The sequence below is a fragment of the uncultured Parasphingorhabdus sp. genome, assembly GCF_963975735.1.
Classification (GTDB): Bacteria; Pseudomonadota; Alphaproteobacteria; order Sphingomonadales; family Sphingomonadaceae; genus Parasphingorhabdus.
The window spans coordinates 451,893-478,291 of sequence record NZ_CAXBIA010000001.1 but is presented as its reverse complement, the minus strand read 5'-3'; the positions used below and the strand labels follow the sequence as shown (position 1 = coordinate 478,291).

The window sequence follows — 26,399 nt, the reverse complement described above, 5'->3', positions numbered from 1 at the left end:
CCTGCTGGAAGGGGAAGCTTGATCTGCCCTTTGGGCACGTCCCGATAACCATTGTGGGCATCAGTGCGGGCATGGCCGCCAAGCCACAAATTGTCATTGTCATGATTTCCAACGATATTCCGATGATTTTATGATGCAAGCGCCCCAAAGCGCATTATATCCCGCGTCATGTCGACACCCCAATCAAAACTCGCCCCGTCATCACCGCTCTGGACAGCCATGCCCTATCTTGCTCTATTTGGCGGGATGGTGTCATTGGCGGTCGGGACCTCCTTTGCGAAACAGATGTTTCCGGTGATTGGCGCGGAGGGAACCGCCGCGCTGCGGGTCAGCCTGTCGGCCCTGATATTGCTCTGCGTCTGGCGACCCTGGCGCTTCAAACTGAGCCGGGTCGATGCCGGGCGGGTGCTCTTATACGGGCTCGTGCTGGGACTTATGAACCTTACATTCTACCTGTCCCTGCGGACCATTCCACTGGGACCGGCCATCGCGATCGAGTTTGCCGGCCCCTTGGTTCTCGCCTTGATTCATGCCCGGCGCTGGATCCATTTTCTCTGGGTTGGCTTTGCCGTGGCAGGCCTGGGGCTTCTACTCCCTCTCCGCGGCGGCATACACGCGCTGGATCCCGTGGGTGTGGCTTTCGCAGCCGCAGCGGGGCTGTTCTGGGCGCTTTATATCATTTTCGGGAAAAGCCTGTCGCACATGCACGCGGGACAGTCGGTGGCGCTGGGCATGAGCACCGCCGCTATCGTCATCCTGCCCTTCGGCATCAACAGCGCCGGAACGGCTTTGCTGTTACCCTCCGTCCTGTTTTTGGGTCTGGGTGTGGCTCTGCTATCCAGCGCCTTGCCTTATTCACTGGAGATGATCGCCCTACGCCACATCCCGGAACGAACCTTTGGCGTCATGCTGTCTGCGGAACCGGCCATAGGTGCGATCGCAGGCATGTTCATTCTCCATGAGCAACTCGGCGGCCTCCAATGGCTTGCTATCGGCTGTATAGTCATAGCCTCTGTCGGCGCGCTCCTGACCACAGAATCAGACAGTCCGATCGCCACGCCCGGAGCACCGGCATAGATGGCTGATTGGATCAGGAAACAAATCTAGCAATCCACTGAAGCCGGTGTTTCGGTCGGCTCACATATGAGCGAGCGCGAAATCCAGAGCAGCGCAAACAGCTGCCACCTGCGCGTTGTTACACTCGCGCGGCGTCGCGCGCGGACTGTCCGGATAGACTTCGGTTGTCGTCCTGAACCGGGCATCGGTCACGGCACCGCACATGGCATATTGGAATTGCGGATATTCGATCACGCCGTGAGCGATCACAGGCGAGCCTATAATCATATTATTTTCGTCCGGCGGAGCGATATGCGTTACCCGTTCGACCGCCGATATGATCGACTGCTGGAAAGCAGGTTGCGGGCTCTCGCTATCGTCAACCAGATAGAAGCCATCGGGTATGGCACCCGGCACATAGCTATTGCCGTCTCGTGCCGCCAGAGCAGGACGAAACTCGCTCTCGTCGCTATCGGTTGTTTCATGCAGGTCGATATGCAGGAGGAACGGTCCATTATGAGCGGCAACTAACGCCATCAGCGCCGCGCACTCAACCGCTTCGCTATCTGGTTTGAAATTGCGATTGGGATCCAATGCGTTGTAATTCCAACGATTGACACGCTCGTAAGCCCAGGGGCTTACGCAAGGCGCCACCAACAGATTGACTTTGCCAGCATAATTGGCTGCGTGCTTCTCCAGAAATTCAAGCGCGCCCATTATTCCGCTCGTTTCATATCCGTGTACGCCGCCGGTTACGAGCGCTGTGCGCAGAGCGGGGTCGTGAGGACCGTTTTGAAGAGCGAAAAGCGGATAAATATCGTCGGCGTAATCGAGTCGACCATAAGAAAGGATTTCAAATTGGCTAGCCAGTGCCTCGATCCGCGGCACTACGTCCTGTGCGTACCGGCGCTGGACGGATTGACTGGCTCGCCATTGCTTCCGTTCCTCCTCGCCCCAAGCTTGGCCCGGAGTTCCGATCGGATAAAAGGGATTGCTATTCATTTGGGTCTCGCTGGCCAGAGGCATGAATCATGATTGGGAAATGATGCTGCCAATTCTAAACGAATTTCGGCTTAGTGCCAGAGCTGGAGTCCGCTTTCAGAACAATATAGACGCCGAAAACAAGCGGATCATCTCCCCATCACTTCCCTTTTCCCGTAAAAGCCCCGATCCGCTCATACATATCGGGGCCATGGCCTTCCGATTCCATCACTTCCCATTGCAGCCCGGCGTCAAGCGGACCGCCGTCGGTTGCCTCCAGGAGACGCTTGTTGGCGGCGTGAGAGAAACCGGAATTGGCGACGATCTTGTTCGCCAGCGCTTCAATCTCGGCATCGAACTGTTCAAGCGGCACAGAATATTCCGCCAGCCCGATGCGCACCGCTTCCTCGGCATTGATCATGTCGGCGGTGAACATCAGCCGTTTGGCGGTGGCAATGCCAACCCTGCGCGGCAGACGCTGGCTCATGCCCCAGACCGGGGTCAGCGCCCATTTCGCATGGGTATCACCGAAACGCGCAGTGTCTGCGGCCAGAATGAAGTCCGCCGCCAGAGCCACCTCGAGCGCGCCGGTGTAGCAGTGACCGTGTACGGCAGCGATCACCGGCTTGGGCAGTTTTTCCAGCATCCGCAATGTTTCAGAATGCCAGCCGGGCGATGGCACCGCTTCACCTTCCGCAATATCGCCGAGATCATGACCGGCGGAAAAGCATTTGCCCGCACCGCGAAGAACCACGCAGCCGATGCTGTCGTCCTTGCGCAGATCGGAGACATGGTCCCGGAGCTCCCTGAACATGGCCACCGTCAGGGAATTGAGCTTGTCCGGGCGGTTCAGCGTCAACAGCGCCCAGCCACCCCGGTCTTCCCGCAGCACCAATTCTGTCATAACCTTTCGCCCTCGTCCAAATACCGTTCGTGCTGAGCTTGTCGAAGCACCTCTCGACGAGCAGTGCCCTTCGACAGGCTCAGGGCGAACGGCAAAAACATCAACTGTAAAATGCGATCGATCAATTGACCGCCCGGTCCTTGCCCTCCCAATAAGGCGCGCGCAGGTCCTTGCGCAAGATCTTGCCCGAAGGATTGCGCGGCAGAGCTTCGATGAAATCAATCGACTTCGGACATTTATAGCCGGCAATACGTTGACGGGCATCGGCAATCAGTTCCGCTTCGGTCAGTTCCTGCCCGGCCTTGACCACGACGCAGGCCTTCACCGCCTCGCCCCATTTTGCGTCGGGCACGCCGATCACCGCGACGTCGGCGACCTTGGGATTGGCGTAGAGCGCATTCTCGACTTCCGCCGGATAGACATTCTCTCCGCCCGAGATGATCATGTCTTTCAGCCGGTCCTGGATATAGAGATAGCCGTCCTCGTCGAGCGAACCGGCATCGCCCGTCCTGAGCCAGCCGTCAGCGTCAATCGTTTCCGCCGTGGCGTCAGGCCGGTTCCAGTAGCCTTTCATATTCTTTGCCGAGCGGGTCGCGATTTCGCCAATCGTATATGGTGGCAAAGTCTCGCCGGTCTCCGGATCGATAATCTTGATCTCGACACCGGGAAGAGGTGTACCGACCGAACGCATCTTCTCGTTACCGTTCACATCATGATCTTCGGGGTTGAGCGTGGTGATCGTCCCCGATGTTTCGGTCATGCCGTACATCTGGACAAAACCGCAACCAAGCACATCCATCGCCTGTTTCATCAACTCCAGCGGGATCGGTGACGCGCCATAAGTGATATATTTGAGATTGGAAAAATCGACATCCCTGGCCCGTGGATGATTGAGCAATATCTGGATCGCCGCCGGTACCATGAAGATTTTCGAGATATTATATTGCGCGATCAGATCGAGCGCCTGGGTCGGATCATATTCCGGCAATACGATGGCGCTGCCACCGGTGAACATCACGCCCAGTCCGGTGCCGGTGCCGCTGATATGGAAGCAGGGCATGGCGAGCAATGTGATCTCGCCCGGGATCGGCTTTTGCCAGTCCATCAAATCCTCTTCCGTGACCCCGGAACTGCGCGAGGAAAAAATCGATCCGCTGGTCATGATCGCGCCCTTGGGGTGACCCGTGGTACCCGATGTATAGAGCTGCAGCGCGTCATCTTCTTCGTTACAAGCCACCATCGGATCGACAGGTTCAAAGCCGTCGCGCCATGCCGGATAGCCGGCAAAATCGCCTTCGGCCTTCTCGCTACCCAATATCAGTTCGACATGGTCGAGATCATCTTTGATCTTGCGCACCAGATCGTCGAAGCCGGGGCCGATAAACAGGATTTTCGCCTGACAATCGTTCAATATATAGGCGACTTCCGGCGGAGCCAGCCGCCAGTTCACCGGAACCATCACGGCACCCAGCTTGGCCGCACCGACCAATATTTCAAAATAGAGATGACTATTCTTGCCCATATAGGCGATCCGGTCGCCCTTGCCGACGCCCTTAGACGCCAGTGCCTGGGCCGCCCGGTTGCTGCCCGCATCGAGTGCGGCATAGGTCATTTCGTCACCTTCAAAGGTGAAAACCACCGAGTCCGGCTGTTGCTGCGCGTGGAAACGCACGACATCGGCAATAGAAACTATCTCGTCTTCCGTCATAATATCATCCTCTTTGCGCGATTCTCTGACCGGCCATGCCCCGGATACATAGAGAGGCCAACGAGTGATACAGCCTAGCAGATTGACTAGCGGGAATGACACAAATGCTGGTGGCAAGACATCGCGTTGCTGATCTAGGGTCGCCCGATGCGCAAACTGGCATTGCATCAGATCACGATGATGGAGGGCGGACCGGAAGGCCTTGTCCGCTTCGCTGCCGAAGCCGGGCTCGACGAAGTCTGCCTCTTCACCGCGACGCCAGTCGATAAACAGGGCCAGGACATGTTTCCGGTCGTTACTCCCTCAGCATCGGCATCTTTCAAACGCCTGCTGCACGACCATGATATGCGGATCATCAACGCCGAATATTTTCCGGTGATGGCGACGCAAGACGTCGCGGCCTTTGCGCCAGCCATCACCCTTGCCGCAGAATTGGCCGCAAAACGGATAGTGACCCATATCCACGAAACCGACTGCAATCGCGCGGAGGATCAGCTTTCGAAACTATGCGCAATGGCTCGCGAAAACGGGCTGGAAGTCGGTCTCGAATTCACCGGGTTTTCTGCTGGCTGCAACAGCCTCGACAAGGCTGCCACGCTACATGGCCGTGTGAACCAGCCCAATCTCGGGATCGCTATAGACGCGCTCCATCTGTTCCGCACCGGCGGCACGCTGGAGCAGTTAGAGACCATGGATCCGGCCATCATCACCTATGTCCAGCTATGCGACGGACCGGATTTCCATCTGTCCGGCGACTATCTTGATGAAGCGATGAACCGGATGATCCCTGGCGAAGGGGTCTTTCCGCTGAAAAATCTGGCCGCCCTGCTCGGCCCGCATGTAGATATCGACATCGAAGTGCCCGACTTCGCCGGATGCGGAGGATCGGATGCAAAATCATGGGCACATCGCGCTGTCACCGCCAGCCGCAATCTGTTGGATTAAGAATGCGGAACGGGAGGGACTTCGGGTAAAGGCAGGTCCGACAGATCGAGCCAATCATTTCCCAACTGGCCATAGAAGCTGTCGAGCACAGCAAAAGGAAGCCGGAAGGGTCGCCCCCAACCGCTGTTCCACATCGCCACGACACCGGTCCGCGCTACCGGATCAAATATCATCGTCGAGCGGAACCCGTCCACCGCACCGCTATGCCCGACCAGTTGCCGGTCGGCATAGGTGAAGCTGCGCCAGCCCAATCCGTAGGACGGCTCGCCAAGTGCGCGGGCTAGATCGCCGCTATAGACGCGACCGGTCCTGACCAAGGGCGCATGGGCCAGTGCCAGTGTCCCGGCCGACAGAACCTCTTCATCCTCGCCCATCTGCGCGCGCATCCAGCGCGCCATATCCACGATATTGCTGCTGACGCCAGCAGCTGCCGGGACCCGCCAGTAGGATTCGGACAGGGTTCGCACCTCGTCACCGCGATGCGGCCGTGCCCAGCTTTGCGCGCCGGTCAGGCCGGTCATGCCGAATTGCGCGCTCTTCATGCCGAGCGGCTCGAATAACTGCTTCTGCACCGCATCAGAATATAATGTTCCGGCTGCCTGCCCCAATATTTCGCTGGCGGCGTCAAAAGCGATATTCTGGTAGCTGTGACAGGTGCCCGGCACGCATTGCAGCGGGGCCGCAGCCAGTTGCGCGCGGAGCAGGCCGGGATTCTGGCCGTCCTCCAGCTTGCTGTCATAGGCATTTTTCGTAAGACCGGTTTGATGCGACAAAAGTTGTGCCAATGTTGTTCGCGATTCCGCACCGCCGGGAAGTCTGAGGGACGTTTGCCAACTGGCAAGCGGCGCATCGAGGTTGAGCTTGCCTTCTTGCGACAGTTTTGCCGCAAGCGACCCGGCGACCCCTTTCGAGACCGAGGCCCAGCGGAACACGGTCTGCGGCATCACCCGCTCCCAGCTATTTTTGGCGGTTACACCATAGGTTCCGATAAAGCGGAGTTCGCCATCCTCGACAATGGCAACCGCCAGCCCCGCCATTTCCGGTCGTGCTGCCAGAACCGTAAAATCACGGTCGAGGCCCGAATAGTCGATCGTGCCCTGCCAGTCATCGGGCCGGGTTGGTAGTCTCGCTTCAACCTCCGGTACAATCAACTCCGGCAACGGAAAACCGCTTTGCTGTTCGACAAGCGCGCGATAACCATACCAGCCAACGAGCAACAGAGCCGCCAGGCCGAACAATAAAGTCAGATGTTTTTTCACCGGCTATATTTTATAATGCTATTTCATAGGCGGCAGTGGTTTTTGCTGCCACGTCCTCTGCGCTAATTCCCGGAGCCAGTTCGATCAGCTTGAACGGACTGTCATGGTCGTCACGCCTGAACACACAAAGATCGGTGATGATCATGTCGACGACATTGGTACCGGTCAGCGGCAATGTGCATTCGGGAATGAACTTGGGACTGCCGTCCTTCGCGCAATGATCCATCACGACGATGATTTTCTTCACGCCGGCGACCAGATCCATCGCGCCGCCCATGCCCTTGATCATCTTGCCGGGAATCATCCAGTTGGCGATATCGCCATTTTGGGCAATTTCCATCGCGCCCAAAACGGTCAGATCGATATGGCCGCCGCGAATCATCGCGAAGCTGTCGGAGGAACTGAAATAGCTTGATGACGGCAACTCGCTGATCGTCTGCTTACCGGCATTGATCAGATCCGCATCGATCTCGTCCTCGAAAGGAAACGGTCCGATACCGAGCATCCCGTTTTCGCTTTGCAGCGTGACCTCTACTCCCGGGGGAATATGGTTAGCTACCAGTGTCGGAATACCTATTCCCAGGTTCACATAATAGCCGTCTTGCAGTTCCTGTGCCGCCCGAGCGGCCATTTCATCGCGAGTCCAGGGCATATTTATCCTTCTTTCTCAACCGGTGTTGCATTTGCTGGTTCGTTCGCTTCCACTAGAGGAGGCGGCGTCAGAAACCAGCCATTATCAAACATATTTTCCAGCGTGATCGCCCCGTCGGGATCGCGCAAATAATCATAGAGCTCGTCAAAATCCGCGCGATCGTCACCGGCCATCGCTACAATGCAATAGTTGCGCGCGGCATCCCAGCGCCGAACCTGTTTTCGGTCATCGCCGCCACGATCAAGGAAAAGAAAATTATCCGATTCGGATTGCGAGAAACCGGCCTCGCTGAGGATGCTCGAAATTTTCTCGGATGCCGCAACGGGTTGGTCGGACAACCAGATCACGCTGATCTCAGCCGCCCGCAGGCTGGCCAGCACTTCGATAAGGCCATTTTGCCGGTACAGCGTTTCCGCTTTTGTCCAGTCGCCGCCGGTCGTGTCGTCAAGATCGATGGCTACAGCCAAAGGCTTGCCTTCACACGCCATGGTTTTCGGCTTGAAAACATCAACCCGCGGAATCAACACAACCGATTCAACGCCCTCTCCTGCTTCCAGCCTGGCCGACTGATTCAGAGCATGTGCCGCAAATCCGGCATAAGGCGAAGCATTGGAACCTCTCGGTTGATAATATTGTGCAATATAATCGGCAGCATCACCATCCAGATCGGATTCGGCAATTTCAATCGCACCGCCTTGCCCCGAGAATTTCTTTTCCGTTCGGGGCAATGCGTCAACAGTCTCGCTGCTGGGTCCGATCGTTACCTTACCTGAGGGCATCGCAAGATCGATTGCGCCGGACGCGACCAGTTCCCGTTTCGCTTCGGCGCGATCAATCTGTTTCTTGCCCATCGTCCCCAACGCCGCGAGCGGCAGGAGTGCCGCCACGCAACCGGACAGCAGTGGCAAGACTGCCAAAGCCAAAGATAGGCGAAGCCGGGCCATCAGGCGTCTGCGCGCTGCCGGGTCATGCGGAATTCTATCTTCTTGTCATAGGGCGCACCGTTGATCAGCCGTTTGACGTAGATACCCGGCAAGTGGATGCAATCTGGATCCAGTTCGCCAACTTCGACAATCTCCTCGACCTCGGCGACACAGATTTTGCCTGCGGTTGCCATCGGCGCGTTGAAATTGCGGGCCGTCTTGCGGAACATCAGATTGCCCGCCTTGTCCGCCTTCCAGCCCTTGATCAGGCAGACGTCGGCAAAAATCCCATGCTCGAGGATATAGGTCTGGCCATTGAAATCCTTATGCTCTTTGCCCTCGGCTACCTGCGTCCCGACGCCGGTCTTGGTATAGAAACCCGGAATACCCGCCCCACCGGCGCGACACCGTTCGGCAAGAGTCCCCTGTGGGCAGAATTCCACTTCCAGTTCGCCGGAAAGAAATTGTCGTTCGAATTCCTTGTTCTCGCCGACATAGGAAGCGATCATCTTCTTCACTTGCCGCGAGCGGAGCAGCTTGCCGAGACCTTCATTATCAATGCCGGCATTGTTCGAGGCGATGGTAAGCCCTTTGACGCCGTCCTGCTGGATCGCATCGATCAGCCGTTCGGGAATTCCGCAAAGACCAAAACCACCAACACACAGATGCATGTCATCGAATAAAAGGCCCTCGAGCGCCGCCGCTGCATCGGGATAGATTTTTTTCATTTTTCCGCTTTCCTGACTGGTTGTCCGGCGTCTAGCGCAGGTGGCGTCCGACCGTCCAGAATAGAATATGTTTGATGCAATGAATCGGTTATGCGCGGCATCATGTTCCGTGTCCTGGCCTGTTTATCGCTCTTTTTCTTTCTTGTGCCGGTCACCTATGTGCGCGGACCCGTTCCTCGGGCAAATGAAAGCCAATATATCGCGCTGGAACCGATAGTTATCGACGCGAAGAACCCGGTTCGCACCCGGATTGGTCGTCTCGAATTTCTCGGCGGCTGGAAAATCACCAGCGACAATGCCGCTTTCGGAGGCATATCATCCATGATCGCTTTGCCCGACAGCCGTTTCCTGATGCTCAGCGACAACGGAAGCCTGTTCGGATTTACGCTGGATGAAAGCAAACATCGGGCGATTCGTCCGTTCATTGCCCCGCTACCCGACGGCCCGGCCAAACCGAATGAATTTGCCCGACAGAATTGGGATGCCGAATCGTTCCTGCACGATCCCGAGACCGGCCAGTTCTGGGTTGGCTACGAGCATCAGCATAGTATCTGGCGCTACGGCCCGTCTCTGGCTCGCAGAGAAGCCGCGCATTTTCCTGAAGCCACAAAAAATTGGCCGGAAAACGAGGGCCCAGAGGCGATGCTTCATCTGCCCGATGGCCGTTTTCTGGTTTTTTCGGAGGCGGCAGAATATTCGAAAGGTGGTTATCAGGCGCTTATATTTGCCAGCGATCCCGCTGAACCAGGCAGCAAAGCCGTGCGCTTCGGCTATCAGCCGCCGAAAGGCTATAATTTGACCGACGCGGCGATACTCGACGAGAAGACAGCCCTGATGCTGCACCGACGGTTTACACCGTTTGATGGTGTGTCAGCAATATTGTCGACCGCGCAGCTCAAGGACTTCCAACCGGGAAAAATCGCGACGTCCGTACCGATCGCCACGCTGAGGCCACCATTAAAGGTCGATAATATGGAAGCATTGGCCGTCACGCGGGATAGAGACCAAATATTTGTCTGGATAGCATCGGATGACAATTTCAGCGCGCTGCAGGAATCGCTCTTGTTCAAATTCCGGCTGCTGAAGGGCAAAGTTGCACAGACAAAACCGGAACCGGAACGCAAAAACGAAAAAGCCGGAGCGAGCCCCGGCTTTTCAACGTTCGAATCAGACTGATCGCTTACGCGGTGGCAACCTGCTTTTTCGCGATTTCTTTTTTGAGACGCTTCACGCGCTGGCTCAATTTGTCGTCCTTGGTTTTCAGCAACCAATTGTCGAGGCCGCCAACATGTTCCACAGAACGCAGGCCATGGGTCGAAACACGGAGTTTCACGCCCTTGCCGAGTGTATCGGACAGAAGAGTCACATTTTGCAGGTTGGGCAAAAATGTCTTCTTGGTCCGGTTTTTGGCGTGAGACACATTATTGCCTACCAGCCGAGTCTTACCTGTCAGTTCGCAAATCCGCGACATCGTAAAAGTCCAATTTCTTGTTATTGATTGATTCCCAGCGGGAAAGTGGGGTTCGATAACCACAAACCATAAGGCCGTCAAGCATTACGGCGCTTTTCCTTGTCCGATGCCCTATCTGGCGTTTTATCATCAATCCCGCTAGGCGCAGCCAATGGCTCTGGCAAATTATACATCCTTCATGGACGCGGCGCTGGCCCTTGCGAAGGCAGCATTGGCGATCGGCGAAGTGCCGGTCGGCGCGGTTGTCATCCGGAACGGGGAAATTATCGGACGCGGCCATAATCGCACCCGGATCGATCATGATCCGACCGCCCATGCCGAAATCGTTGCGATTCGCGAAGCAACACGGTTTCTTGACAATGACCGGCTCGACGATTGCGATCTATGGGTCACGCTGGAGCCCTGCACCATGTGCGCTGGCGCGATTGCCCACTCCCGCATCCGCCGGCTCTATTATGGTGCCGGTGATGCAAAGGGCGGAGCGGTGGACAATGGCGTACGATTCTTCGACGCCCCGACATGCCATCACAAGCCCGAGGTTTATGCCGGCATGGATGAAGAAATATCCGCCAAGCTGCTGACGGACTTTTTCCGGGGTCGCCGGGACTAAATCCTAATGGACAAAGCGCGCGACAACGTCACGGTAGCTGCGCGATACCTTCACCTGCGCGCCCGACCCCAGAACAAGGAAACATTCCCCATTTGTATGCGGCTTGACCTCGCGCACCTGACTCAGGTTGACGATGGTCGAGCGATGCACCCGCTGAAAATAACGGGGATCGAGACGTTTTTCGAGATCCTTCATCGTTTCACGCAGAATCAGACTATTGTCGGCCGTATAGATGCACATATAATCGCCGGCCGCATCAATCCGCTCGATCGTATCGACATCGACCCGGAAAATCTGGCCGCGGTCTTTCACGTTGATCAGTTTTTCATAGCGGTCGGCTGAGGCAGGCTCTTCCGAATCATCCATATTGGCCATGGCATCGGGCGCGACTTCACTGAGCACGTTTTTGAGCTTTTCCAGTTCCGCGCCGCCGCGTTTTTCCAGCAAACGCTTGCGTACCCGGTCAATGGCGTCGGCAAGCCGGTCTTCCTCTACCGGCTTCACCAGATAGTCGATCGCCTCGGCCTCGAAGGCGCGGACCGCATGTTCGGAATAGGCGGTCACGAAAATGAACAGGGGCGGTTCGATCTCCATGATTCCCTGAACCACCGAAAATCCGTCGAATCCTGGCATCTGGATATCGAGAAACACCAGATCGGGCTTCAATGTCTTGATCTTGCGAATCGCTTCCCGGCCATTGCGGCAGGTGTCGACAATTTCGATATCGTCAAATTTCTCGAGCCGGATCTGCAAACCCTGGATCGCAAGTTTTTCGTCGTCGACTAATATCGTCTTGATCGTCATGTTTTTAAATCCTTATGCTGAAATGATGCCATCGCCGGTGTATTCGCCGGCTCCCGCTGTTGGTCATCACTGGATGCATGCTCCCCAAAAATAGTCTCGTTTCTCACTTGTTCGTCTGTCGCCGAGTCATCCGCCGCTTCCCGCTCGATCTGTTCCCTTGTTTCAAATGGCAAGGCGATGAATACCGAAAAGCCCTCGCCCGGAGACGATCGCGTTTCGAATATGGCGGCTTCTCCATAAGCCTGGTTTAATCGCTCCTGAATATTGCCGAGGCCGACGCCGGTCGAATCGGACTTGCTGGTCATCGCACCAATTTTTCCGGGCCCGGTATCCGACACCACAATTCGCAGCTTGTTCCCGTCGCGATGGGCCGAAACCGAGATGTCCGCGCCTTCTTCCTGCGGCGTGACCGCATATTTTATTGCGTTTTCGACCAGTGGTTGCAGCAATAGAGAGGGCAACAGCGCGTCGCGCACAGCCGGGTCGATATCGAAATGGGAGCGCAGTCGCTCTTCGAAACGCATTTTTTCAATATCGAGATAGAGATGCAGGGTTTCGACCTCCTGAGCCAGAGTCACCCGGCTGTGGACCTCGTTGACCAATGTATGGCGCAGGAAGGAGGACAGGCGTGACAGCATGGCATTGGCCGGTTCGGTCTGCCGGAGCAGCACGAGCGTGGATATGCTGTTCAGCGTGTTGAACAGGAAATGGGGATTGAGCTGGTAACGCAGCATCGCAAGTTGGGCGCGGGTGGCCTGCGCCTCGAGCTGCAATAGCTGATCATTTTGTTCCTCCACCCGTAGGAAGAAATTTATCGCATAATAAAGTGCCGACCAGGCGCCGAGCAGCATGATACCAAGGAACAGTGATCCTATGAATAAGGTGATAAAGGCGGTTTCCGACGTCGGATTCTGGATGAGGAAGACCCAGGCATCGATGAAAGCGTATAAAGCCGAGGCTACCGTCAATATCGCCGCGGTGCTGCTCCATGTCACAATAGGACGCCGGTGGATCAGATTCTTGTACACGACCGACAAAAGCAGGGAGATGGAATAGCCGGTGATGGTCGAAATAATGACCGGCACCAGGAAACTCAGCGGCAATCCGTTCGAGATTCCGCCGATCGCCCGCAATATCAGCGCACCGGCCCAGCCCGCAGATTGCAGGTTCCAGAATGCTCGGTTCTTGTTGCCAAAAAACGGCTGGGGACGAATTTCCATGACGGCCATCGCTCTATCTATAGCGGGGCATTACCGGTTGGGGAAGAATCGCCTATCATTTGTGCAAATAAGGCTTCAACCGGCGTCGTTTTTCACTGAAAACCGTAAGATTTTCATTGTCGGCCACGACAGAAATGTTTGAAAACCCGAGAAACGACCAATGAGAATATGATCGACGGTCCCGGCGAAGGCCGGGACGAGGAATATGTCGTGATGGCATTACTTCACGACGTCAGCGATACGCTTGGCACCATAATCACCCCGATGTTGCTGCGGTGATCCTGAAACCCTCTGTCAGAGAGAAAAACCATTGGATCGCGGAACATCATGGCCCGCCCGGTCGACCGCATTTCCGCGACCGAATAGCATCCATCGGACTCGGCCTTCAGGCTGCAGAAGACTCGCCGATTTCCTTCAGATGGCGAACCACCATATCTTCACGACAGACGCCGTCTGAATCGGGTTTCAATTCTGCTTCATCAATCCAGCACAGATCTTCCATTTCCAATATCCGGTCATCGTGCGCCCGCATGGTGACGCGGGCGATGGGTTGGCGGTCACGCGAATCGCATAACACCGGATTGGACGGAACGCCGGTTTCCCATCGTTCCCCCCATTGTCGCATCGCGATCATCGTCGGCAGCAAATCCTGCCCCTTGTCGGTCAGCCGATATTCGACTTTTCGTTTGTCATGATCACAAGGGCGACGGGTCATGATCCCCGCTTCAACCATGCGGGTGAGCCGGTTGGCCAGGATATTCCGGGCGATACCGATTTCGGAAAGGAAATCCTCGAAATGCCCGACGCCGTTGAGCGCAGCGCGCAATATCATGAAACACCAGCGTTCGCCGATAACTTCCAGCGATACAGGTAGGCTGCATTCTCCGCCGATCAGGCTCGATAGATCTTCTCTGATTTTATCCATGTACCCATTCCTAAACCAGTTTTCGGGTGAGTGCGAAAAAAATGTAAGTTTTTAGTTGCAACTTAAAACCCATTAATCTAAGTAGTGATTCGCAACCTAAATTGCAACAACGATTTTCTCCCCGCCAGCCATCACCATGACGGTCGGCAAACCGAACGATAAGAAAGGAAATATCATGCTTCTCTCCCAAAGCCCCCTTCGTGCTTCGATGATCTTCTGCATTGCCGCGATGGCATCTCTTACCTTGTTTACCGCTACGACGGCCGAAGCCCGCACCAAATCAATCGCCTATACTGCGGAATTGCAGGCTCCGGTCGAGGCGGCCCAGGAAATTATCAAGGATACGGTCATCCGTTGCGCAGGCACCGAATGTATTGGCGCGCAGAGCAGTTCTTCGCCCCGTACAATCTGCGCCAAGGTCGCCGATGAATTCGGTCCGGTTGCCAGTTTCGCCTATAAAGGCGAGGCCTTTGACAGCGAAGCGCTCGCCAAGTGCAACAATTGATTTGAGCATCCCGCCTGACCGGTCTCTCGCTCCCGATAGCAGCCAGTTTACTGGCTCCCCCCGGTCAGCCATAGCGCCGAAGCCAACCTTATGTTCCATTCCCCGGACATAAGAGCCGGCTTCGGCGCTCTTTTTTGTTGCCCCCGCCCCGAAAGCGCTACATCTTCAGCTGATGCTTAGGCAATATGAACTGGTGGAAAGGGTAAAATCCTATGATCCCGATGCAGATGAGGATCTGCTCAACCGCGCTTATGTTTTTTCGGTGCAGCGACATGGCAGCCAGAAACGCGCAAGCGGCGACCCTTATTTCAGTCATCCCATAGAGGTCGCCGGTCTGATGACCGATCTCAAGCTGGACCAGCAGACAATCGTCACCGCCCTGCTCCACGACACGGTCGAAGATACGCTGACCACGACGGAAGAAATCGGCAAATTATTCGGCGAAGAGATCGCCCGGCTGGTTGATGGCGTAACCAAATTATCCAAGATCGAAGCCCAGAGCGACAATGAACGGGCAGCCGAGAACCTGCGCAAATTTTTCTTGGCCATGTCCGACGATATCCGCGTCCTGCTGGTCAAGCTTGCCGACCGTTTGCACAATATGCGGACGCTGCACTTCATCAAGAGTGAAGAAAAGCGGCGGCGGATTGCGCATGAAACCATGGATATCTACGCGCCCCTAGCAGAACGGATCGGCATGTATGAATATATGCGCGAGATGCAATTGCTGGCGTTCCGGCACATGGAACCCGAAGCCTATGAGACCATCACCAAAAGATTGCAGGCGATCAAGGAAGGGGATGACGGCCAGGTCGAGAAAATCTCGGAATCGATCCAGAAGGCTCTCGCCAATGGCGGGCTGGCAGCGGAGGTCAGCGGACGCGAGAAACATCCCTATTCGATCTGGCGCAAGATGCAGGAACGGCACGTTAGCTTCGAGCAGCTGACCGATATCATGGCGTTCCGCGTGGTGACCGACAACAGCGCCGAATGCTATCGCGCGCTCGGCATCCTGCACGAGAAATGGAAAATGGTTCCAGGCCGTTTCAAGGACTATATTTCCACGCCAAAGCGCAATGCCTACCAGTCGATCCACACGACCCTGATGCACGGCAACAATATGCGGGTGGAAATCCAGATTCGTTCGCAGCGCATGCACGAGGACAATGAATATGGTCTCGCCGCGCACTGGGCCTATAAACAGGGCAACCGGCCCGACGGCCAGGCCGGCTGGATACGCGATCTGATCGAAATCCTGGATCAGGCGGAAGACGCGGAAGAATTGCTCGAGCACGCCAAACTGGCGATGTACCAGGACCGGATTTTTGCCTTCACCCCCAAAGGCACGTTGCTGCAATTGCCGCGAGGCTCGACCACGGTCGATTTCGCTTATGCCGTGCATACCGATCTCGGCAACCAGACCGTCGGCGCCAAGGTCAACGGTCGGCACGTGCCCTTGCGCACGCAATTGCAAAATGGCGATGTCGTGGAGATATTGAAATCCAAGGGACAGGATCCCCAGCCGGGCTGGCTGTCCTTCGTCATTACCGGCAAGGCCCGGTCCGCGATCCGCCGCAACGTCCGGTTCAAGGAACGCGACGAGATTGTGGCGATCGGCACGGAACTATATGAGGAAATTATCGAAAGATTGCCCGGCAAGATCGGGCCCCGCGCTGTCAAGGCCGCGCTGAAACGGCTGGAAATGCAGGAACCGGACGACCTGATGATGGCGATCGGGACGCGCCAGCTCAGCGACCGCGAAGTGATGGAGGCGCTCATTCCCGGCAGCGTCAACGACAATGATGACGAACGGCAATGGCCCGAACAGGACCGGGCGATTTCGATCAAGGGACTGACTCCCGGCGTTGCCTTCAACCTCGCCGAATGCTGTCACCCGGTACCCGGAGACCGGATTGTCGGCCTGCGACGCAGCGGCAAAAGTGTCGAAGTACACACGATCGATTGCCAGAGTCTGGCCGATGGCGTGGATGCGGACTGGGTCGATCTCAGCTGGGGAAATGAAAGCGACGGCGCAGCGGCGCGGCTATGCGTGGTCCTGCACAACAAGCCCGGGACGCTTTCGGAAATGGCCGGCATTTTCGGCTTTCACAATGCCAATATTCTGAACCTGCGCCTGTCGCATCGCGACGGCCCGTTCCATACATTCGATGTTGATCTGGAAGTGCACAATGTCCATCATCTGATGCGGATATTGTCGGCTTTGCGCGCATCGGAAGCGGTCGCGCAGGCCGAACGCTCCTAGTCCGACGCTAGTAGAATGTCAGGGAGCCGGCGGTGGTCCGCCAGGAAGCCCCTCTGCCTGCATCTGCCGCTGCAATTCCTGCATTTGTGCTGCGGAAATAAAGTCCAGCAGGGTCACATCGAATATCAGCAGACTGTTGGCAGGAAGCTCCGGTCCGGGGGATGCTTCGCCATAAGCGAGCTCCGACGGGATCCAGATGCGATATTCGCCGCCCTTTTGCATCAATTGCAATGCTTCGGAGAAACCGGGCACAACGCCGCCAACCGGCATTGGCGTCTGTTCATTGGCGTCAAAGATCGTGCCATCGCGCAGACGGCCTTCATATTTGACCAGTGCGGTGTCGGTCGCCGTGGGCGAAGCCCCCTCGCCCGGCTTGATCACCTTATATTGCAAGCCCGAAGCGGTTGTCTCTACCCCGTCCTCATCGGCATTGGCGGCCAGAAACTGTTCGTTGCTTGCGCCATTTACGACAACATTCCGGGTTCCCGTATAAGCGAGAAGCAGAGCGGCCGCAGCGACAAGGAACACTGCTAACCAGATTTTGGTCAGCGAGCCCTTTTTGATGGGATGAATCGGAACCGTGGTGACAGACATGGGCAGGCTACCTTGATTATTGTGGAGCCGAAGCGCTTAAATCAGTCCGTCACGTTCCATACGCTTGCGGTCCATCTTGCGGGCGCGGCGCACGGCAGCAGCCTTTTCGCGAGCACGTTTCTCGGATGGCTTTTCATAGTGGCGACGAAGCTTCATTTCGCGATAGACGCCTTCGCGCTGCAACTTCTTCTTGAGCGCCCGGAGGGCCTGATCAACATTATTGTCGCGAACCATGATTTGCATAAGACTGAGTAACTCCGTTCAAATTTCGTAGCGGTCCAGAAGCAATTTCTTCTGGCCTATATTAGTGTAAAAGCCATAAAAAAGGGTTTGCAGCAGAATCAATCTGCTTCAATCTCGCGCCGCCTATCAATTTCTCGGCACCGAGGCAAGCTTTTACGCGATTCAATGCGCGAATGACCGGAGCTTTGGATTCATCTTTTCAGGGCTTTGCTATAGGTTGATGTATAGAGACTATAAAAACCGATTCGAGGAGAGAAAAATGGCCACCGCGATCAATATCCAGTCCAGTTGCAGCAAAGAAGAATGGAAAGCACGCCAGCGGCTTGCGGCCTGCTACCGGATTTTCGCCTATCTCGGCTGGGACGAAATGATTTTCAACCATATCACGCTCAAGGTACCCGGTGAGGATGACGCCTTTCTGATCAACCCTTATGGCCTGCATTTCAGCGAGGTGACCGCCTCGACTCTGGTCAAGATCGACATCGACGGCAACACGCTGGATGGCTCGACCTACCCGGTCAACAAGGCCGGCTTTACCCAGCACAGCTTGTTCCACCGCGAACTGCCCGATGTCCATGCGATCATCCACACCCACACGACCGCGACCATGGCGGTATCCTCGGTCGAAGGCGGACTGCAGCCGATCAATTTCTACGCTGCCGCTATCGTCCCGCGCCTCGCCTATCACAAGTTTGAAGGCATTACGGTGCACGAGGATGAAGGACCGCGTTTCCTCGCCAGCCTTGGCAAAAAACGGATGATGATGCTGGAGAATCACGGCCCGGTGGTGATGGGCCGAACATTGGAACAGGCGTTTCTCAACCACTGGGTGCTGCAACGCGCCTGCGAAATCCAGATGCAGACTTTATCGATGGGCAAGCCGGTGATGATCGGAGAGGAAGTGATCAGGAAGCATCTGGAAAATCTGTCGCAGGTCTCGATCGATCCGATGCAGCAGGGCGTTCCGGAATTTGACGCGATGGTGCGACTGGTGGATCGCGAAGACCAAAGCTGGCGGGAGTAAAATTCTGCTTTCGTCATGCTGAACTTGTTTCAGCATCCCTTATTGCATAAACCACTCGCAGGAGATCCTGAAACAAGTTCAGGATGACGAGCAAGACGCTATGACCAAATTTACTGTCAACGACCGACCGGTCTGGTACCGGATGGATCCGGAAACACCGCTCCTGTGGGCATTGCGTGACGCATCCAACCTCACCGGCACCAAATATGGCTGCGGCACCGGCGATTGCGGCGCCTGTATGGTCGAAGTCGACGGCGAGGCGATCCGCTCCTGTCTCGTCACCATCGGCGAGATGGAAGGCCGTTTTGTCACCACAATCGAGGCGCTGTCGCGTGATCGCAGCCATCCGGTGCAACAGGCATGGGCGGCAGAAAATGTACCGCAATGCGGTTTCTGCCAGTCCGGCATGATCATGGCAGCCGCGGTATTGCTGAAGAAAAATTCCAACCCGTCGAAAGCCGCGATTGACGAGGCAATCACCAATATCTGCCGTTGCGGAACCTATCCGCGGATCCGCGAGGCGATCCAGCGCGCCGGCCGCGTCGCGCGCGGGGAAGCGGTGCTCAGCGCTGCGCCGCCTCCGGGAATCGATCCCGAAGATGCCGCCAAAGCGGTTCCGGCGTTGACGCCAAAGGATTGAAGCAATTAAGGTTTGCGTGCCCAAGCTCGCGTCCCTCGGGTTTTCTTTGAACCAACCCGCCAATTCGTGTTTATGAAACTCTTTTGGCGAATCGAGAGAGAAACATGAAAGCGACTATCTGGCACAATCCGAAATGCGGCACATCGCGCAAGACGTTGGCGATATTGGAAGAGACGCCCGGCGTTGACCTGACCGTGGTCGAATATTTGAAAAACCCGCCGAGCCGTGCCAAGCTGGAACAGCTTTACAGCGACGCTGGAATGACTCCGCAGGAAGGCTTACGAGTCCGCGGTTCCCCGGCCGAAGAGCTGGGACTGACGAAAGAAGACGCCACAGGCGACCAGATTCTGGATGCCATGGCCAGGGAGCCGATGCTGATCAACCGGCCGCTGGTCGAAACCGACAAGGGGGTCAGATTGTGTCGTCCGCAGGAAATCGTGCAGGAGATACTCTGACACGAGGCTCTTTCGGCGGATTGGAATAAACAAACCGGGAAAGATGATGTCGGTAGTCGCGATATACAGCATGAAAGGCGGCGTTGGCAAAAGCTGCACGGCGGTGAATCTGGCATGGAATAGCGCTGTCGGCAGTTCCCGGCGGACGTTGCTCTGGGATCTCGACCCGCAGGGCGCGGCTTCGTTCATATTAAACGGGAACAATGTCGAGAAAGATCGGGCGCGTGCGATGATCGCCGGCAATGTCAAGCCAGCCAAGCTGATCAAACATACGGAAATAGACAATCTCGATCTGCTGGCCGCAGACGTTTCGCTGCGCAGCCTTGACCGGCTGTTTTTCCAGATCGGTAAAAAGCGACATCTCGGCAAGCTGCTCAAGGAACTGGGCAAGGACTATGACCGGATCATCCTCGACTGCCCGCCCGGCCTGTCGGAGACCAGCGAACAAATCCTGCGCAATGCGGATATTGTAATCGTCCCGACCATACCGTCGCCACTCTCAGAACGCGCGCTTAGCGATGTGCAGATATTTCTCAACAGCGCCGGGAAAAAACACGCACCGTTGCTACCGGTCTACACAATGGTCGACCGGCGGAGAACCATTCACAACGAGGGCCTGCTCAACAAGCCGAAATGGCCGGTTATCCCGATGTCGAGCGCTGTTGAACATATGACGAAATTGCGAAAGCCGATCGGCAGTTTCGCGCCCCGCAGCCCTGCCGCCCAGGCTTATGCCCGCATTTGGCGGGGAATTGAAAAGCGGCTCGCGAAAAAATAGGCGGGTCGCACCGACCTATGCAGATTTTCTGCTATATTCCAGTTGCTCGCTATCAAATGTGTCGAACAATATCCGCGCGTCTTCCGCGACCATCGGCCGGCCAAAATAATAGCCCTGGATCTTGGTACAGCCCAGCTGCTTGATCATCTGCACTTCTTCTTCTGTCTCGGCGCCCTCGGCGGTCGTTGACATGCCCAGGGCATCCGCCATCGCTACAACGGCACGGATGATGGCAAGACTCTCCGGCGCCTTTTTCGCAGCACCCTGAACAAAACTGCGATCGACCTTGATCGTCGTGAAACGCGTTTTGCGCAAATAGCCGAGCGAGCTATAGCCAGTCCCGAAATCATCGAGCGACAGGTTGATCCCCAGCGCAATGATCTTATCAAGCATTTCTGCAGCCCCGGTGCCCTCGCGCATGAAAATGCTCTCGGTCACTTCGATCTCCAGACGGTGCGGAGGAAGCCCGCTGTCCGCGAGCGCCGATACAATGGTAGAAAGGAAATTGACTTCGGTCAGCTGGTCGGCGGAGACGTTTACGGCAACCTTGACGGAGGAGGGCCAGTTCATGGCTTCCTGACAAGCCGTTCGCAAGACCCATTCTCCCATCGGAACAATCAGCCGCGCCTCCTCGGCCAGCGGCACGAATTTCGCTGGCGATACAATTCCAAACTGCGGACTGGTCCAGCGCAGAAGCGCTTCAAAACCGACGACTCCGCCCGTGTCAGCACTGACCACCGGTTGATAGTTCAACGACAGTTCGCCCTTCTCCAGCGCCTTGCGCAGGGCAATTTCCATCACCCGTCGTTCTTCGGCTTGCACGTGCAGTTTCGGCTCATATTGATTATAGGCGCCGCCGCCCTGATCTTTAGACCGATAAAGAGCGAGATCGGCGCTGCGCATCAGCATTTCCACGGTGCGACCGTCGCGCGGTCCAATTGCCGTCCCGACGCTGGCACCGATGTAGAGCGTATGCTGGTCGATTTCATAAATTTGCGACAATCTGTCGATGATACGCTGGGCAAGCGCTTCCACATAATCCAGATCGGTGGCGTCTTTGATCACGATAGCAAATTCATCGCCGCCCAGGCGACAGCAAAGCTCGTTGTCGGTCATGAGCGACCGCAGTCGATCCGACACACGTGTTAACAAGCGGTCACCCACCGGATGTCCCAGCGTGTCATTCACTGCCTTAAAGCGATCAAGGTCGATCATCATGAAGCCGCAGCGGCCGCTCCATTTCTCGGCCGCTTGCAGTGCTTTCCCGAGCGCTTCGGTCAGCTGCAGACGGTTTGGCAAACGGGTCAGCGTGTCGAATCTGGCCATATGCGAAATCTTGTCTGCTGATTCGCGCTGCTGGGTGATATCCGATCCAACGCCACGAAATCCGTGGAACATACCATTATCATCGAGCTTCGGCGAGGCCGACAATTCCCACCAGCGGTTCTCGCCATTGATCTGGACCGGCACCAGCAAATTACTGAAACTGTCGCGCCGTTTCAACTTGTCGGCCAGTTCGTGCAGAGCATTTGAAAATTTTCCGCTCTCCCAGGATTCTCCGGCGACAAGCTGCAGGAACGGTTTGCCTTCAATCACATCTGCGGGCTGGCCGACAGCATGGGCAAATCGCGGCGAGACATGCGTCATCCGCCGTGATGTATCGGTCTGCCACAGCCAGTCGGCTCCGGTATCCTCGAATTCCTTAAGTAACAAGCTGACCACTTCGCTTTTCTCGTTCAGACTCGCTTCTGCAACCTTCCGGTCAATGAAGGATCGTCCGGTCATCAGACAGGCGGAGACCAACAGAACCCCGATCGCTCCCGACACAAATGCCAGCTCGACACTGCCGTTATGCAGCCAGCCGAAGACCATCGCCGCGCTGGACGAGGAGATAAACAGGATGCTGCACAGCGGGATCGCCGAGAACATTATCGCTGACCCCACCATAAGACAGATGATCATGGCCCACAGCGGGACCAGGGTCGCGAAATTGGTATGGAAGGCAAAGAGAAGAAATGCGCTGCCCCAGATCAAGCCGCCGGCGAGGGAAAGCAGATGAACCATGGCGGTCTCGCCACGATCGATCGATCTCCGCTGCCACGTCGACTGTTTGCGGTACAATATATGGGAATAAACATATAATGCGCACAATGCCGTCAGCCAGAGGCCGAGGTAGAGACCGTTGATCAGACCGGCCCCCCATTGCATCGTCAACAAACCGCATACAATCGCCGAAACAATCTTCAGGAAACTATGCTGGTGGATACCGTTAAACTGCAACGCACGAATCCGGCCCCACTCGACCCCTTCGGGGTCAGTCAGGCCGAGTAAAATGCTCAGCGGGATTTCCCGCGGCAAACCGGATTGGGAGAGAATCTTTTGCACACATCGCTATTAGTCCGAAAACCTTAGCGAAACGTAAGGATCAGGCCAAATTTTCGTGCAAATTCCGATTGACAGAAACTCGGCCCAATCAGGCCGCGACCGCATAAGGCTGAATATCACCGGAAAGATAGAGATTCCGCGCCTTTGCCCGGCTTAGCTTGCCGGAACTGGTGCGCGGCAATGTCCGTGGCGGTACCAGTTCGATCACACAATTCATCCCCGTGATCGCCCGGACCTTTTCCTTGATCTCGTTCCGCAGCCGCAAACGCTCGATTTCATCCGAGGTCCGGCATTGGACAAGCACAGCGGGCGTTTCTTCCCCGCCAGGCGTGGTAATCGCAAAGGCGGCAATGTCGCCGGCCTTGAAGCCGGGCAATTGTTCCACCGCCCATTCGATATCCTGCGGCCAATGGTTTTTGCCATTGATGATGATCATGTCCTTGGCGCGGCCGACAATATAGAGATAGCCGTCAGACAGATATCCCATGTCACCGGTATCGAGCCAGCCGTCCACCAGACAGGCATCGGTTGCTTCCTGATCGCCATAATAGCATTCCATCACCGCCGGGCCTTTCATCCAGACCTTGCCGACGGTTTTTTCCGCCAGCACAGCTCCATTTTCCTCGCGGATTTCCAGCAATGTATCGCGCACGGGCTTGCCGCAGTTGACGATCGCGCGGAACCGTTTCGGGCGACTGCCGTCGCTCTGTTTCTCTCCGGAAAGCTCGGTTTCTTCCACCAGTTCCACTTCCATCCCTTCGCCCGATGGCATCAATGTCACGGCAAGCGTGGCTTCTGCGAGACCGTAGCTCGGCAGGAAAGCTTTGGCGTCGAAACCCGCCGACGCGAAAGCATCGGTAAACCGCTGCATCACATCGGGCCGGATCATGTCGGCGCCGTTGCCCGCCAGTCGCCAGCGCGAAAGATCGAACCGTTCCTCGACATTGGACTGGCTGCCAATCCGGCGAGCGCAGATGTCATAGCCGAAAGTAGGCGAGAAGCTGCAGGACGTTCCGGGATTGCGGGTAATCAGGTCCAGCCATGATAAGGGCCGCCGCGCAAAATCCGCAGTCTTGAGATAGTCGGTAGAAACCTGGTTTGCGACCATCGACAGGAAACAGCCGACCAGACCCATGTCGTGATAGAAAGGCAGCCAGGATATGCAGCGATCTGTCTCGTTAATCAGCATGCCATGTGCATGCGAGCCGAGATTATGCAGCAACGCCTTGTGCGAGACCGCAACGCCATGCGGGAAGCGGGTCGAGCCGCTGGAATATTGCAGATAGGCGATATCGCCGCCGTCGGCTTGCGGCAATTGTGTATCGGGCGCATCCTGTTCGGCGAATTTATCCCAGCCGAAAGCCGGAATATCCCGCGACTGGCCAGCAGCCTCCGCCAATTCCGATATCTCGTCCGGAAACAGCAAAAGCGCCGGAGTACAGCTGTCGAGTTGCACACCGATCTGCTCGATATAGCTTTCCTTGCCGCCAAAGGAAGTCGGCAATGGCAGTGGCACCGGCCATGCACCGGCGTAGACAGCGCCAAAAAACAGCGCGCAAAATTGGGGTTCGGTATCGGCAATCAGCGCCACCCGGTCGCCCGGCTTGATACCGAATGCGATCAGTCGTTTTGCGAATGCCAACGCATCTTCACGCAGTTCGCTGAACGGATAGGCCCGGACAAGCGCAGCACGGGCATCGTGAAAATTGAAACCCTTTTGTCCTCGCGCCGCATAATCCAGAGCATCTCCCAGCGTATTAAAATCCGAGAAACGGCGGGGAAGCTCATCCAGGGTCGGCGTTGCTGTCAATTCGGTCATCCAATATCCATTTCCGGAAGGTCCAGCCTTCCTAAAAACCAATCTTCTTCATTCGGTAAGGGAATATGGTCGATTTTCGACCGCCCTTCAGACTCTTCTAACTATGTCATTGATAACCTCTGGCGTTTAAATTTCGGCCCGACTGTGGCACAAAAAGGGCAAACGTCAAACCAGAAGGCCAAGCCGTTGAAAAACAGCGTTAAAACGTTAAATGGGGAGAGCTTGAATCGGCTGGCTATACGCTATGTCGAACGATATGCAACGAGCCGGAAAAAACTGGCGGTATATCTGCACCGGAAAATAGGCGAACGGGAATGGCAGGATGCCGATCCTCCCGCAGTCGAGGAGCTGGTCGAGCGCATGGCCTCGCTCGGTTATATTGATGACGCATTATACGCACAAAACAAAGCCTCTGCCCTCAACCGGCGTGGCTATGGCACCCGCCGTGTCGCACATGCGCTATACCAGGCAGGTATCGGTGAAGCGGACGGGCGCGAAGCCTTCCAGATCAGTGAATCGAACAGCTGGATGGCGGCGGAAAAATTTGCCCGCAAACGGCGGATCGGACCCTATGCCGAAACCCAGCAGGACGCCGATAAATGCCGCAAGCAATTGCAGGCGTTCCTGCGGGCCGGCCATGATTTCGACGTGGCGTCACGCTTTGTCTTTGCCAAACCGGGCGAAGACATAATATCGGAAGACTAGCCGTAGCGGCGCCCCTGGACTGGTATGTCAAGGCAGGAGAATCGCCAGTTTACAATTATTATGATATATTTGCCGTGATATAAGCCTGACACCGAGTCGGAAATTAATAGACTCTTGATTTAGCTTAGTTTTGTTCGGAGATGCATTGTGGTAAGCTTATTAGCGGAAACAGCCCCTGCGGATATTTACATAGCCCACGCCAGCGACGATGATCATTCATCGGCTGATGTCGAAGTGCTACGCACCAGGGGCCGGGTAAAATGGTTCGACTGTCATCGCGGGTTCGGCTTCATCGTTCCCGAGAAAGACGATTCTGACGACAGGGATTCTGGCGACAACGGCTCGACATCCCGATCGGATATATTGATTCACTGGAGTCTCCTTGAACCGCTGGGCAAACGGGAACTGCCGGAAATGGCGACAATCACCTGCGAATATGTGCGCGCACCCAAAGGATTGCAGGCGACAAAAATTCTCGACATCGACCTTTCAACTTGCGTGGCAGAAAACGGGCCGCGATCGACATCAGGCGGGCAACAGTCGGTACCGGCTGTCGATAAGGATCATCCGGCGTTCACCGACGCCGAAGTAAAATGGTTCAATCGCGCCAAAGGATATGGTTTCCTTGTCAGCAGCGAAATTGGCGGCGATATTTTCCTGCATATGGAAACGCTCCGCGACGCGGGGATCGCCGAGGTCATTCCGGGCCAGCGATTACGGGCCTGCATAAAAGATGGTGACCGGGGCCACATGGCCGTACAAGTCTGCCTGTCGTCTCCAGTCTGAAGAAGAAAATCATTCA

27 protein-coding genes and 1 pseudogene are annotated in these 26,399 nt (G+C 56.1%); 13 read left to right on the top strand and 15 right to left on the bottom strand.

The genetic code is table 11. From position 1 onward, the window contains the following. The first annotated feature begins 168 nt into the window (after positions 1 to 168). Positions 169 to 1,077 (top strand): DMT family transporter, encoded by a 909-nt coding sequence (locus AACZ86_RS02320; RefSeq protein ID WP_339689060.1) that lies wholly within the window; start codon positions 169 to 171, stop codon positions 1,075 to 1,077. A 60-nt stretch (positions 1,078 to 1,137) separates the two neighbouring features. On the opposite strand, the gene AACZ86_RS02315 is transcribed toward AACZ86_RS02320, so the two are convergent. The 3 genes from AACZ86_RS02315 to AACZ86_RS02305 form a co-directional block, all read right to left on the bottom strand. Then, positions 1,138 to 2,058, bottom strand: coding sequence for a M14 family metallocarboxypeptidase (locus AACZ86_RS02315; protein WP_339689059.1), 921 nt, complete (start codon positions 2,056 to 2,058; stop codon positions 1,138 to 1,140). A gap of 139 nt (positions 2,059 to 2,197) precedes the next feature. After that, positions 2,198 to 2,941: an enoyl-CoA hydratase/isomerase family protein gene (locus tag AACZ86_RS02310; RefSeq protein ID WP_339689058.1), complete on the bottom strand. Its 744-nt coding sequence runs from the start codon at positions 2,939 to 2,941 to the stop codon at positions 2,198 to 2,200. Between the two features lie 121 nt (positions 2,942 to 3,062). Continuing rightward, positions 3,063 to 4,649, bottom strand: coding sequence for a fatty acid--CoA ligase (locus tag AACZ86_RS02305; RefSeq protein WP_339689057.1), 1,587 nt, complete (start codon positions 4,647 to 4,649; stop codon positions 3,063 to 3,065). Between the two features lie 147 nt (positions 4,650 to 4,796). Here AACZ86_RS02305 and AACZ86_RS02300 point away from each other — a divergent pair, with 147 nt between their 5' ends. Beyond that, positions 4,797 to 5,594, top strand: coding sequence for a sugar phosphate isomerase/epimerase family protein (locus AACZ86_RS02300; RefSeq protein ID WP_339689056.1), 798 nt, complete (start codon positions 4,797 to 4,799; stop codon positions 5,592 to 5,594). Here AACZ86_RS02300 and AACZ86_RS02295 read toward each other — a convergent pair. From AACZ86_RS02295 to AACZ86_RS02280, 4 genes are read right to left on the bottom strand one after another with little or no spacing between them, the layout of a single operon-like run. Further along, positions 5,591 to 6,853, bottom strand: a complete 1,263-nt coding sequence (locus tag AACZ86_RS02295; RefSeq protein WP_339689055.1) for a serine hydrolase domain-containing protein — start codon at positions 6,851 to 6,853, stop codon at positions 5,591 to 5,593. The two genes, AACZ86_RS02300 and AACZ86_RS02295, sit on opposite strands and share 4 nt — an antisense overlap. A gap of 10 nt (positions 6,854 to 6,863) precedes the next feature. Then, the gene (locus AACZ86_RS02290; RefSeq protein WP_339689053.1) at positions 6,864 to 7,505 is read right to left on the bottom strand and encodes a 3-oxoacid CoA-transferase subunit B; all 642 of its coding nucleotides are present in this window, start codon (positions 7,503 to 7,505) and stop codon (positions 6,864 to 6,866) included. 2 nt (positions 7,506 to 7,507) lie between these two features. Beyond that, the gene (locus AACZ86_RS02285; RefSeq protein WP_339689052.1) at positions 7,508 to 8,428 is read right to left on the bottom strand and encodes a hypothetical protein; all 921 of its coding nucleotides are present in this window, start codon (positions 8,426 to 8,428) and stop codon (positions 7,508 to 7,510) included. A 20-nt stretch (positions 8,429 to 8,448) separates the two neighbouring features. Beyond that, the gene (locus tag AACZ86_RS02280; protein WP_339689050.1) at positions 8,449 to 9,156 is read right to left on the bottom strand and encodes a CoA transferase subunit A; all 708 of its coding nucleotides are present in this window, start codon (positions 9,154 to 9,156) and stop codon (positions 8,449 to 8,451) included. Positions 9,157 to 9,246: 90 nt separating this feature from the next. Between AACZ86_RS02280 and AACZ86_RS02275 the strand changes: the two genes are divergently transcribed. After that, positions 9,247 to 10,332 carry an esterase-like activity of phytase family protein gene (locus tag AACZ86_RS02275; RefSeq protein ID WP_339689049.1) on the top strand — a complete coding sequence of 362 codons (1,086 nt, stop codon included), beginning with the start codon at positions 9,247 to 9,249 and terminating at the stop codon, positions 10,330 to 10,332. Positions 10,333 to 10,336: 4 nt separating this feature from the next. Here AACZ86_RS02275 and rpmB read toward each other — a convergent pair whose 3' ends face one another. Beyond that, the gene (rpmB, locus tag AACZ86_RS02270) at positions 10,337 to 10,627 is read right to left on the bottom strand and encodes a 50S ribosomal protein L28 (protein ID WP_339689048.1); all 291 of its coding nucleotides are present in this window, start codon (positions 10,625 to 10,627) and stop codon (positions 10,337 to 10,339) included. A gap of 151 nt (positions 10,628 to 10,778) precedes the next feature. On the opposite strand from rpmB, the gene tadA reads away from it, so the two are divergent. Then, positions 10,779 to 11,237 carry a tRNA adenosine(34) deaminase TadA gene (gene tadA / locus AACZ86_RS02265; protein WP_339689047.1) on the top strand — a complete coding sequence of 153 codons (459 nt, stop codon included), beginning with the start codon at positions 10,779 to 10,781 and terminating at the stop codon, positions 11,235 to 11,237. A gap of 3 nt (positions 11,238 to 11,240) precedes the next feature. Here the strand turns inward: tadA and AACZ86_RS02260 are convergent, their stop codons facing one another. After that, positions 11,241 to 12,041, bottom strand: coding sequence for a LytTR family DNA-binding domain-containing protein (locus tag AACZ86_RS02260; protein WP_339689046.1), 801 nt, complete (start codon positions 12,039 to 12,041; stop codon positions 11,241 to 11,243). Beyond that, positions 12,038 to 13,270: a histidine kinase gene (locus AACZ86_RS02255; RefSeq protein WP_339689044.1), complete on the bottom strand. Its 1,233-nt coding sequence runs from the start codon at positions 13,268 to 13,270 to the stop codon at positions 12,038 to 12,040. The genes AACZ86_RS02260 and AACZ86_RS02255 overlap by 4 nt, the downstream gene beginning before the upstream one ends. Before the next feature lie 180 nt (positions 13,271 to 13,450). On the opposite strand from AACZ86_RS02255, the pseudogene AACZ86_RS02250 reads away from it, so the two are divergent. After that, positions 13,451 to 13,593: pseudogene (locus AACZ86_RS02250) on the top strand (phosphohydrolase); the annotation flags it as partial. A gap of 53 nt (positions 13,594 to 13,646) precedes the next feature. On the opposite strand, the gene AACZ86_RS02245 reads toward AACZ86_RS02250, so the two are convergent. Continuing rightward, positions 13,647 to 14,186, bottom strand: a complete 540-nt coding sequence (locus AACZ86_RS02245) for a helix-turn-helix domain-containing protein (RefSeq protein WP_339689043.1) — start codon at positions 14,184 to 14,186, stop codon at positions 13,647 to 13,649. 136 nt (positions 14,187 to 14,322) lie between these two features. Between AACZ86_RS02245 and AACZ86_RS02240 the strand changes: the two genes are divergently transcribed. Further along, positions 14,323 to 14,691 (top strand): hypothetical protein, encoded by a 369-nt coding sequence (locus AACZ86_RS02240; RefSeq protein ID WP_339689042.1) that lies wholly within the window; start codon positions 14,323 to 14,325, stop codon positions 14,689 to 14,691. Between the two features lie 172 nt (positions 14,692 to 14,863). Beyond that, positions 14,864 to 16,954: a bifunctional (p)ppGpp synthetase/guanosine-3',5'-bis(diphosphate) 3'-pyrophosphohydrolase gene (locus AACZ86_RS02235; protein ID WP_339689040.1), complete on the top strand. Its 2,091-nt coding sequence runs from the start codon at positions 14,864 to 14,866 to the stop codon at positions 16,952 to 16,954. A gap of 18 nt (positions 16,955 to 16,972) precedes the next feature. On the opposite strand, the gene AACZ86_RS02230 is transcribed toward AACZ86_RS02235, so the two are convergent. Further along, entirely contained in the window at positions 16,973 to 17,548 is a 576-nt protein-coding gene (locus tag AACZ86_RS02230; RefSeq protein WP_339689039.1) for an FKBP-type peptidyl-prolyl cis-trans isomerase, read from the bottom strand. 36 nt (positions 17,549 to 17,584) lie between these two features. After that, on the bottom strand, positions 17,585 to 17,791 hold the full coding sequence (gene rpsU / locus AACZ86_RS02225; RefSeq protein ID WP_067197663.1) for a 30S ribosomal protein S21: 207 nt from the start codon (positions 17,789 to 17,791) through the stop codon (positions 17,585 to 17,587). A 259-nt stretch (positions 17,792 to 18,050) separates the two neighbouring features. Between rpsU and AACZ86_RS02220 the strand changes: the two genes are divergently transcribed. The 4 genes from AACZ86_RS02220 to AACZ86_RS02205 all read left to right on the top strand — a co-directional run bounded on the left by AACZ86_RS02220 (position 18,051) and on the right by AACZ86_RS02205 (position 20,688). Further along, positions 18,051 to 18,815, top strand: a complete 765-nt coding sequence (locus AACZ86_RS02220) for a class II aldolase/adducin family protein (RefSeq protein ID WP_339689036.1) — start codon at positions 18,051 to 18,053, stop codon at positions 18,813 to 18,815. Positions 18,816 to 18,915: 100 nt separating this feature from the next. Further along, complete coding sequence (locus AACZ86_RS02215; RefSeq protein WP_339689035.1) at positions 18,916 to 19,455, top strand: (2Fe-2S)-binding protein; 540 nt, start codon at positions 18,916 to 18,918, stop codon at positions 19,453 to 19,455. 104 nt (positions 19,456 to 19,559) lie between these two features. After that, the gene (gene arsC, locus AACZ86_RS02210) at positions 19,560 to 19,910 is read left to right on the top strand and encodes an arsenate reductase (glutaredoxin) (RefSeq protein WP_339689033.1); all 351 of its coding nucleotides are present in this window, start codon (positions 19,560 to 19,562) and stop codon (positions 19,908 to 19,910) included. 43 nt (positions 19,911 to 19,953) lie between these two features. After that, positions 19,954 to 20,688 carry a ParA family protein gene (locus AACZ86_RS02205; RefSeq protein ID WP_339689032.1) on the top strand — a complete coding sequence of 245 codons (735 nt, stop codon included), beginning with the start codon at positions 19,954 to 19,956 and terminating at the stop codon, positions 20,686 to 20,688. Positions 20,689 to 20,703: 15 nt separating this feature from the next. Here AACZ86_RS02205 and AACZ86_RS02200 read toward each other — a convergent pair whose 3' ends face one another. After that, positions 20,704 to 23,073 (bottom strand): EAL domain-containing protein, encoded by a 2,370-nt coding sequence (locus tag AACZ86_RS02200; protein WP_339689030.1) that lies wholly within the window; start codon positions 23,071 to 23,073, stop codon positions 20,704 to 20,706. 88 nt (positions 23,074 to 23,161) lie between these two features. Continuing rightward, positions 23,162 to 24,892, bottom strand: a complete 1,731-nt coding sequence (locus tag AACZ86_RS02195; protein WP_339689029.1) for a fatty acyl-AMP ligase — start codon at positions 24,890 to 24,892, stop codon at positions 23,162 to 23,164. Positions 24,893 to 25,114: 222 nt separating this feature from the next. Here AACZ86_RS02195 and AACZ86_RS02190 point away from each other — a divergent pair, with 222 nt between their 5' ends. Together AACZ86_RS02190 and AACZ86_RS02185 are read left to right on the top strand one after the other, a co-directional pair. Further along, positions 25,115 to 25,597, top strand: a complete 483-nt coding sequence (locus tag AACZ86_RS02190; RefSeq protein WP_339689028.1) for a regulatory protein RecX — start codon at positions 25,115 to 25,117, stop codon at positions 25,595 to 25,597. A gap of 147 nt (positions 25,598 to 25,744) precedes the next feature. Then, positions 25,745 to 26,383, top strand: a complete 639-nt coding sequence (locus tag AACZ86_RS02185; RefSeq protein WP_339689027.1) for a cold shock domain-containing protein — start codon at positions 25,745 to 25,747, stop codon at positions 26,381 to 26,383. The last annotated feature ends 16 nt before the right edge of the window (positions 26,384 to 26,399 follow it).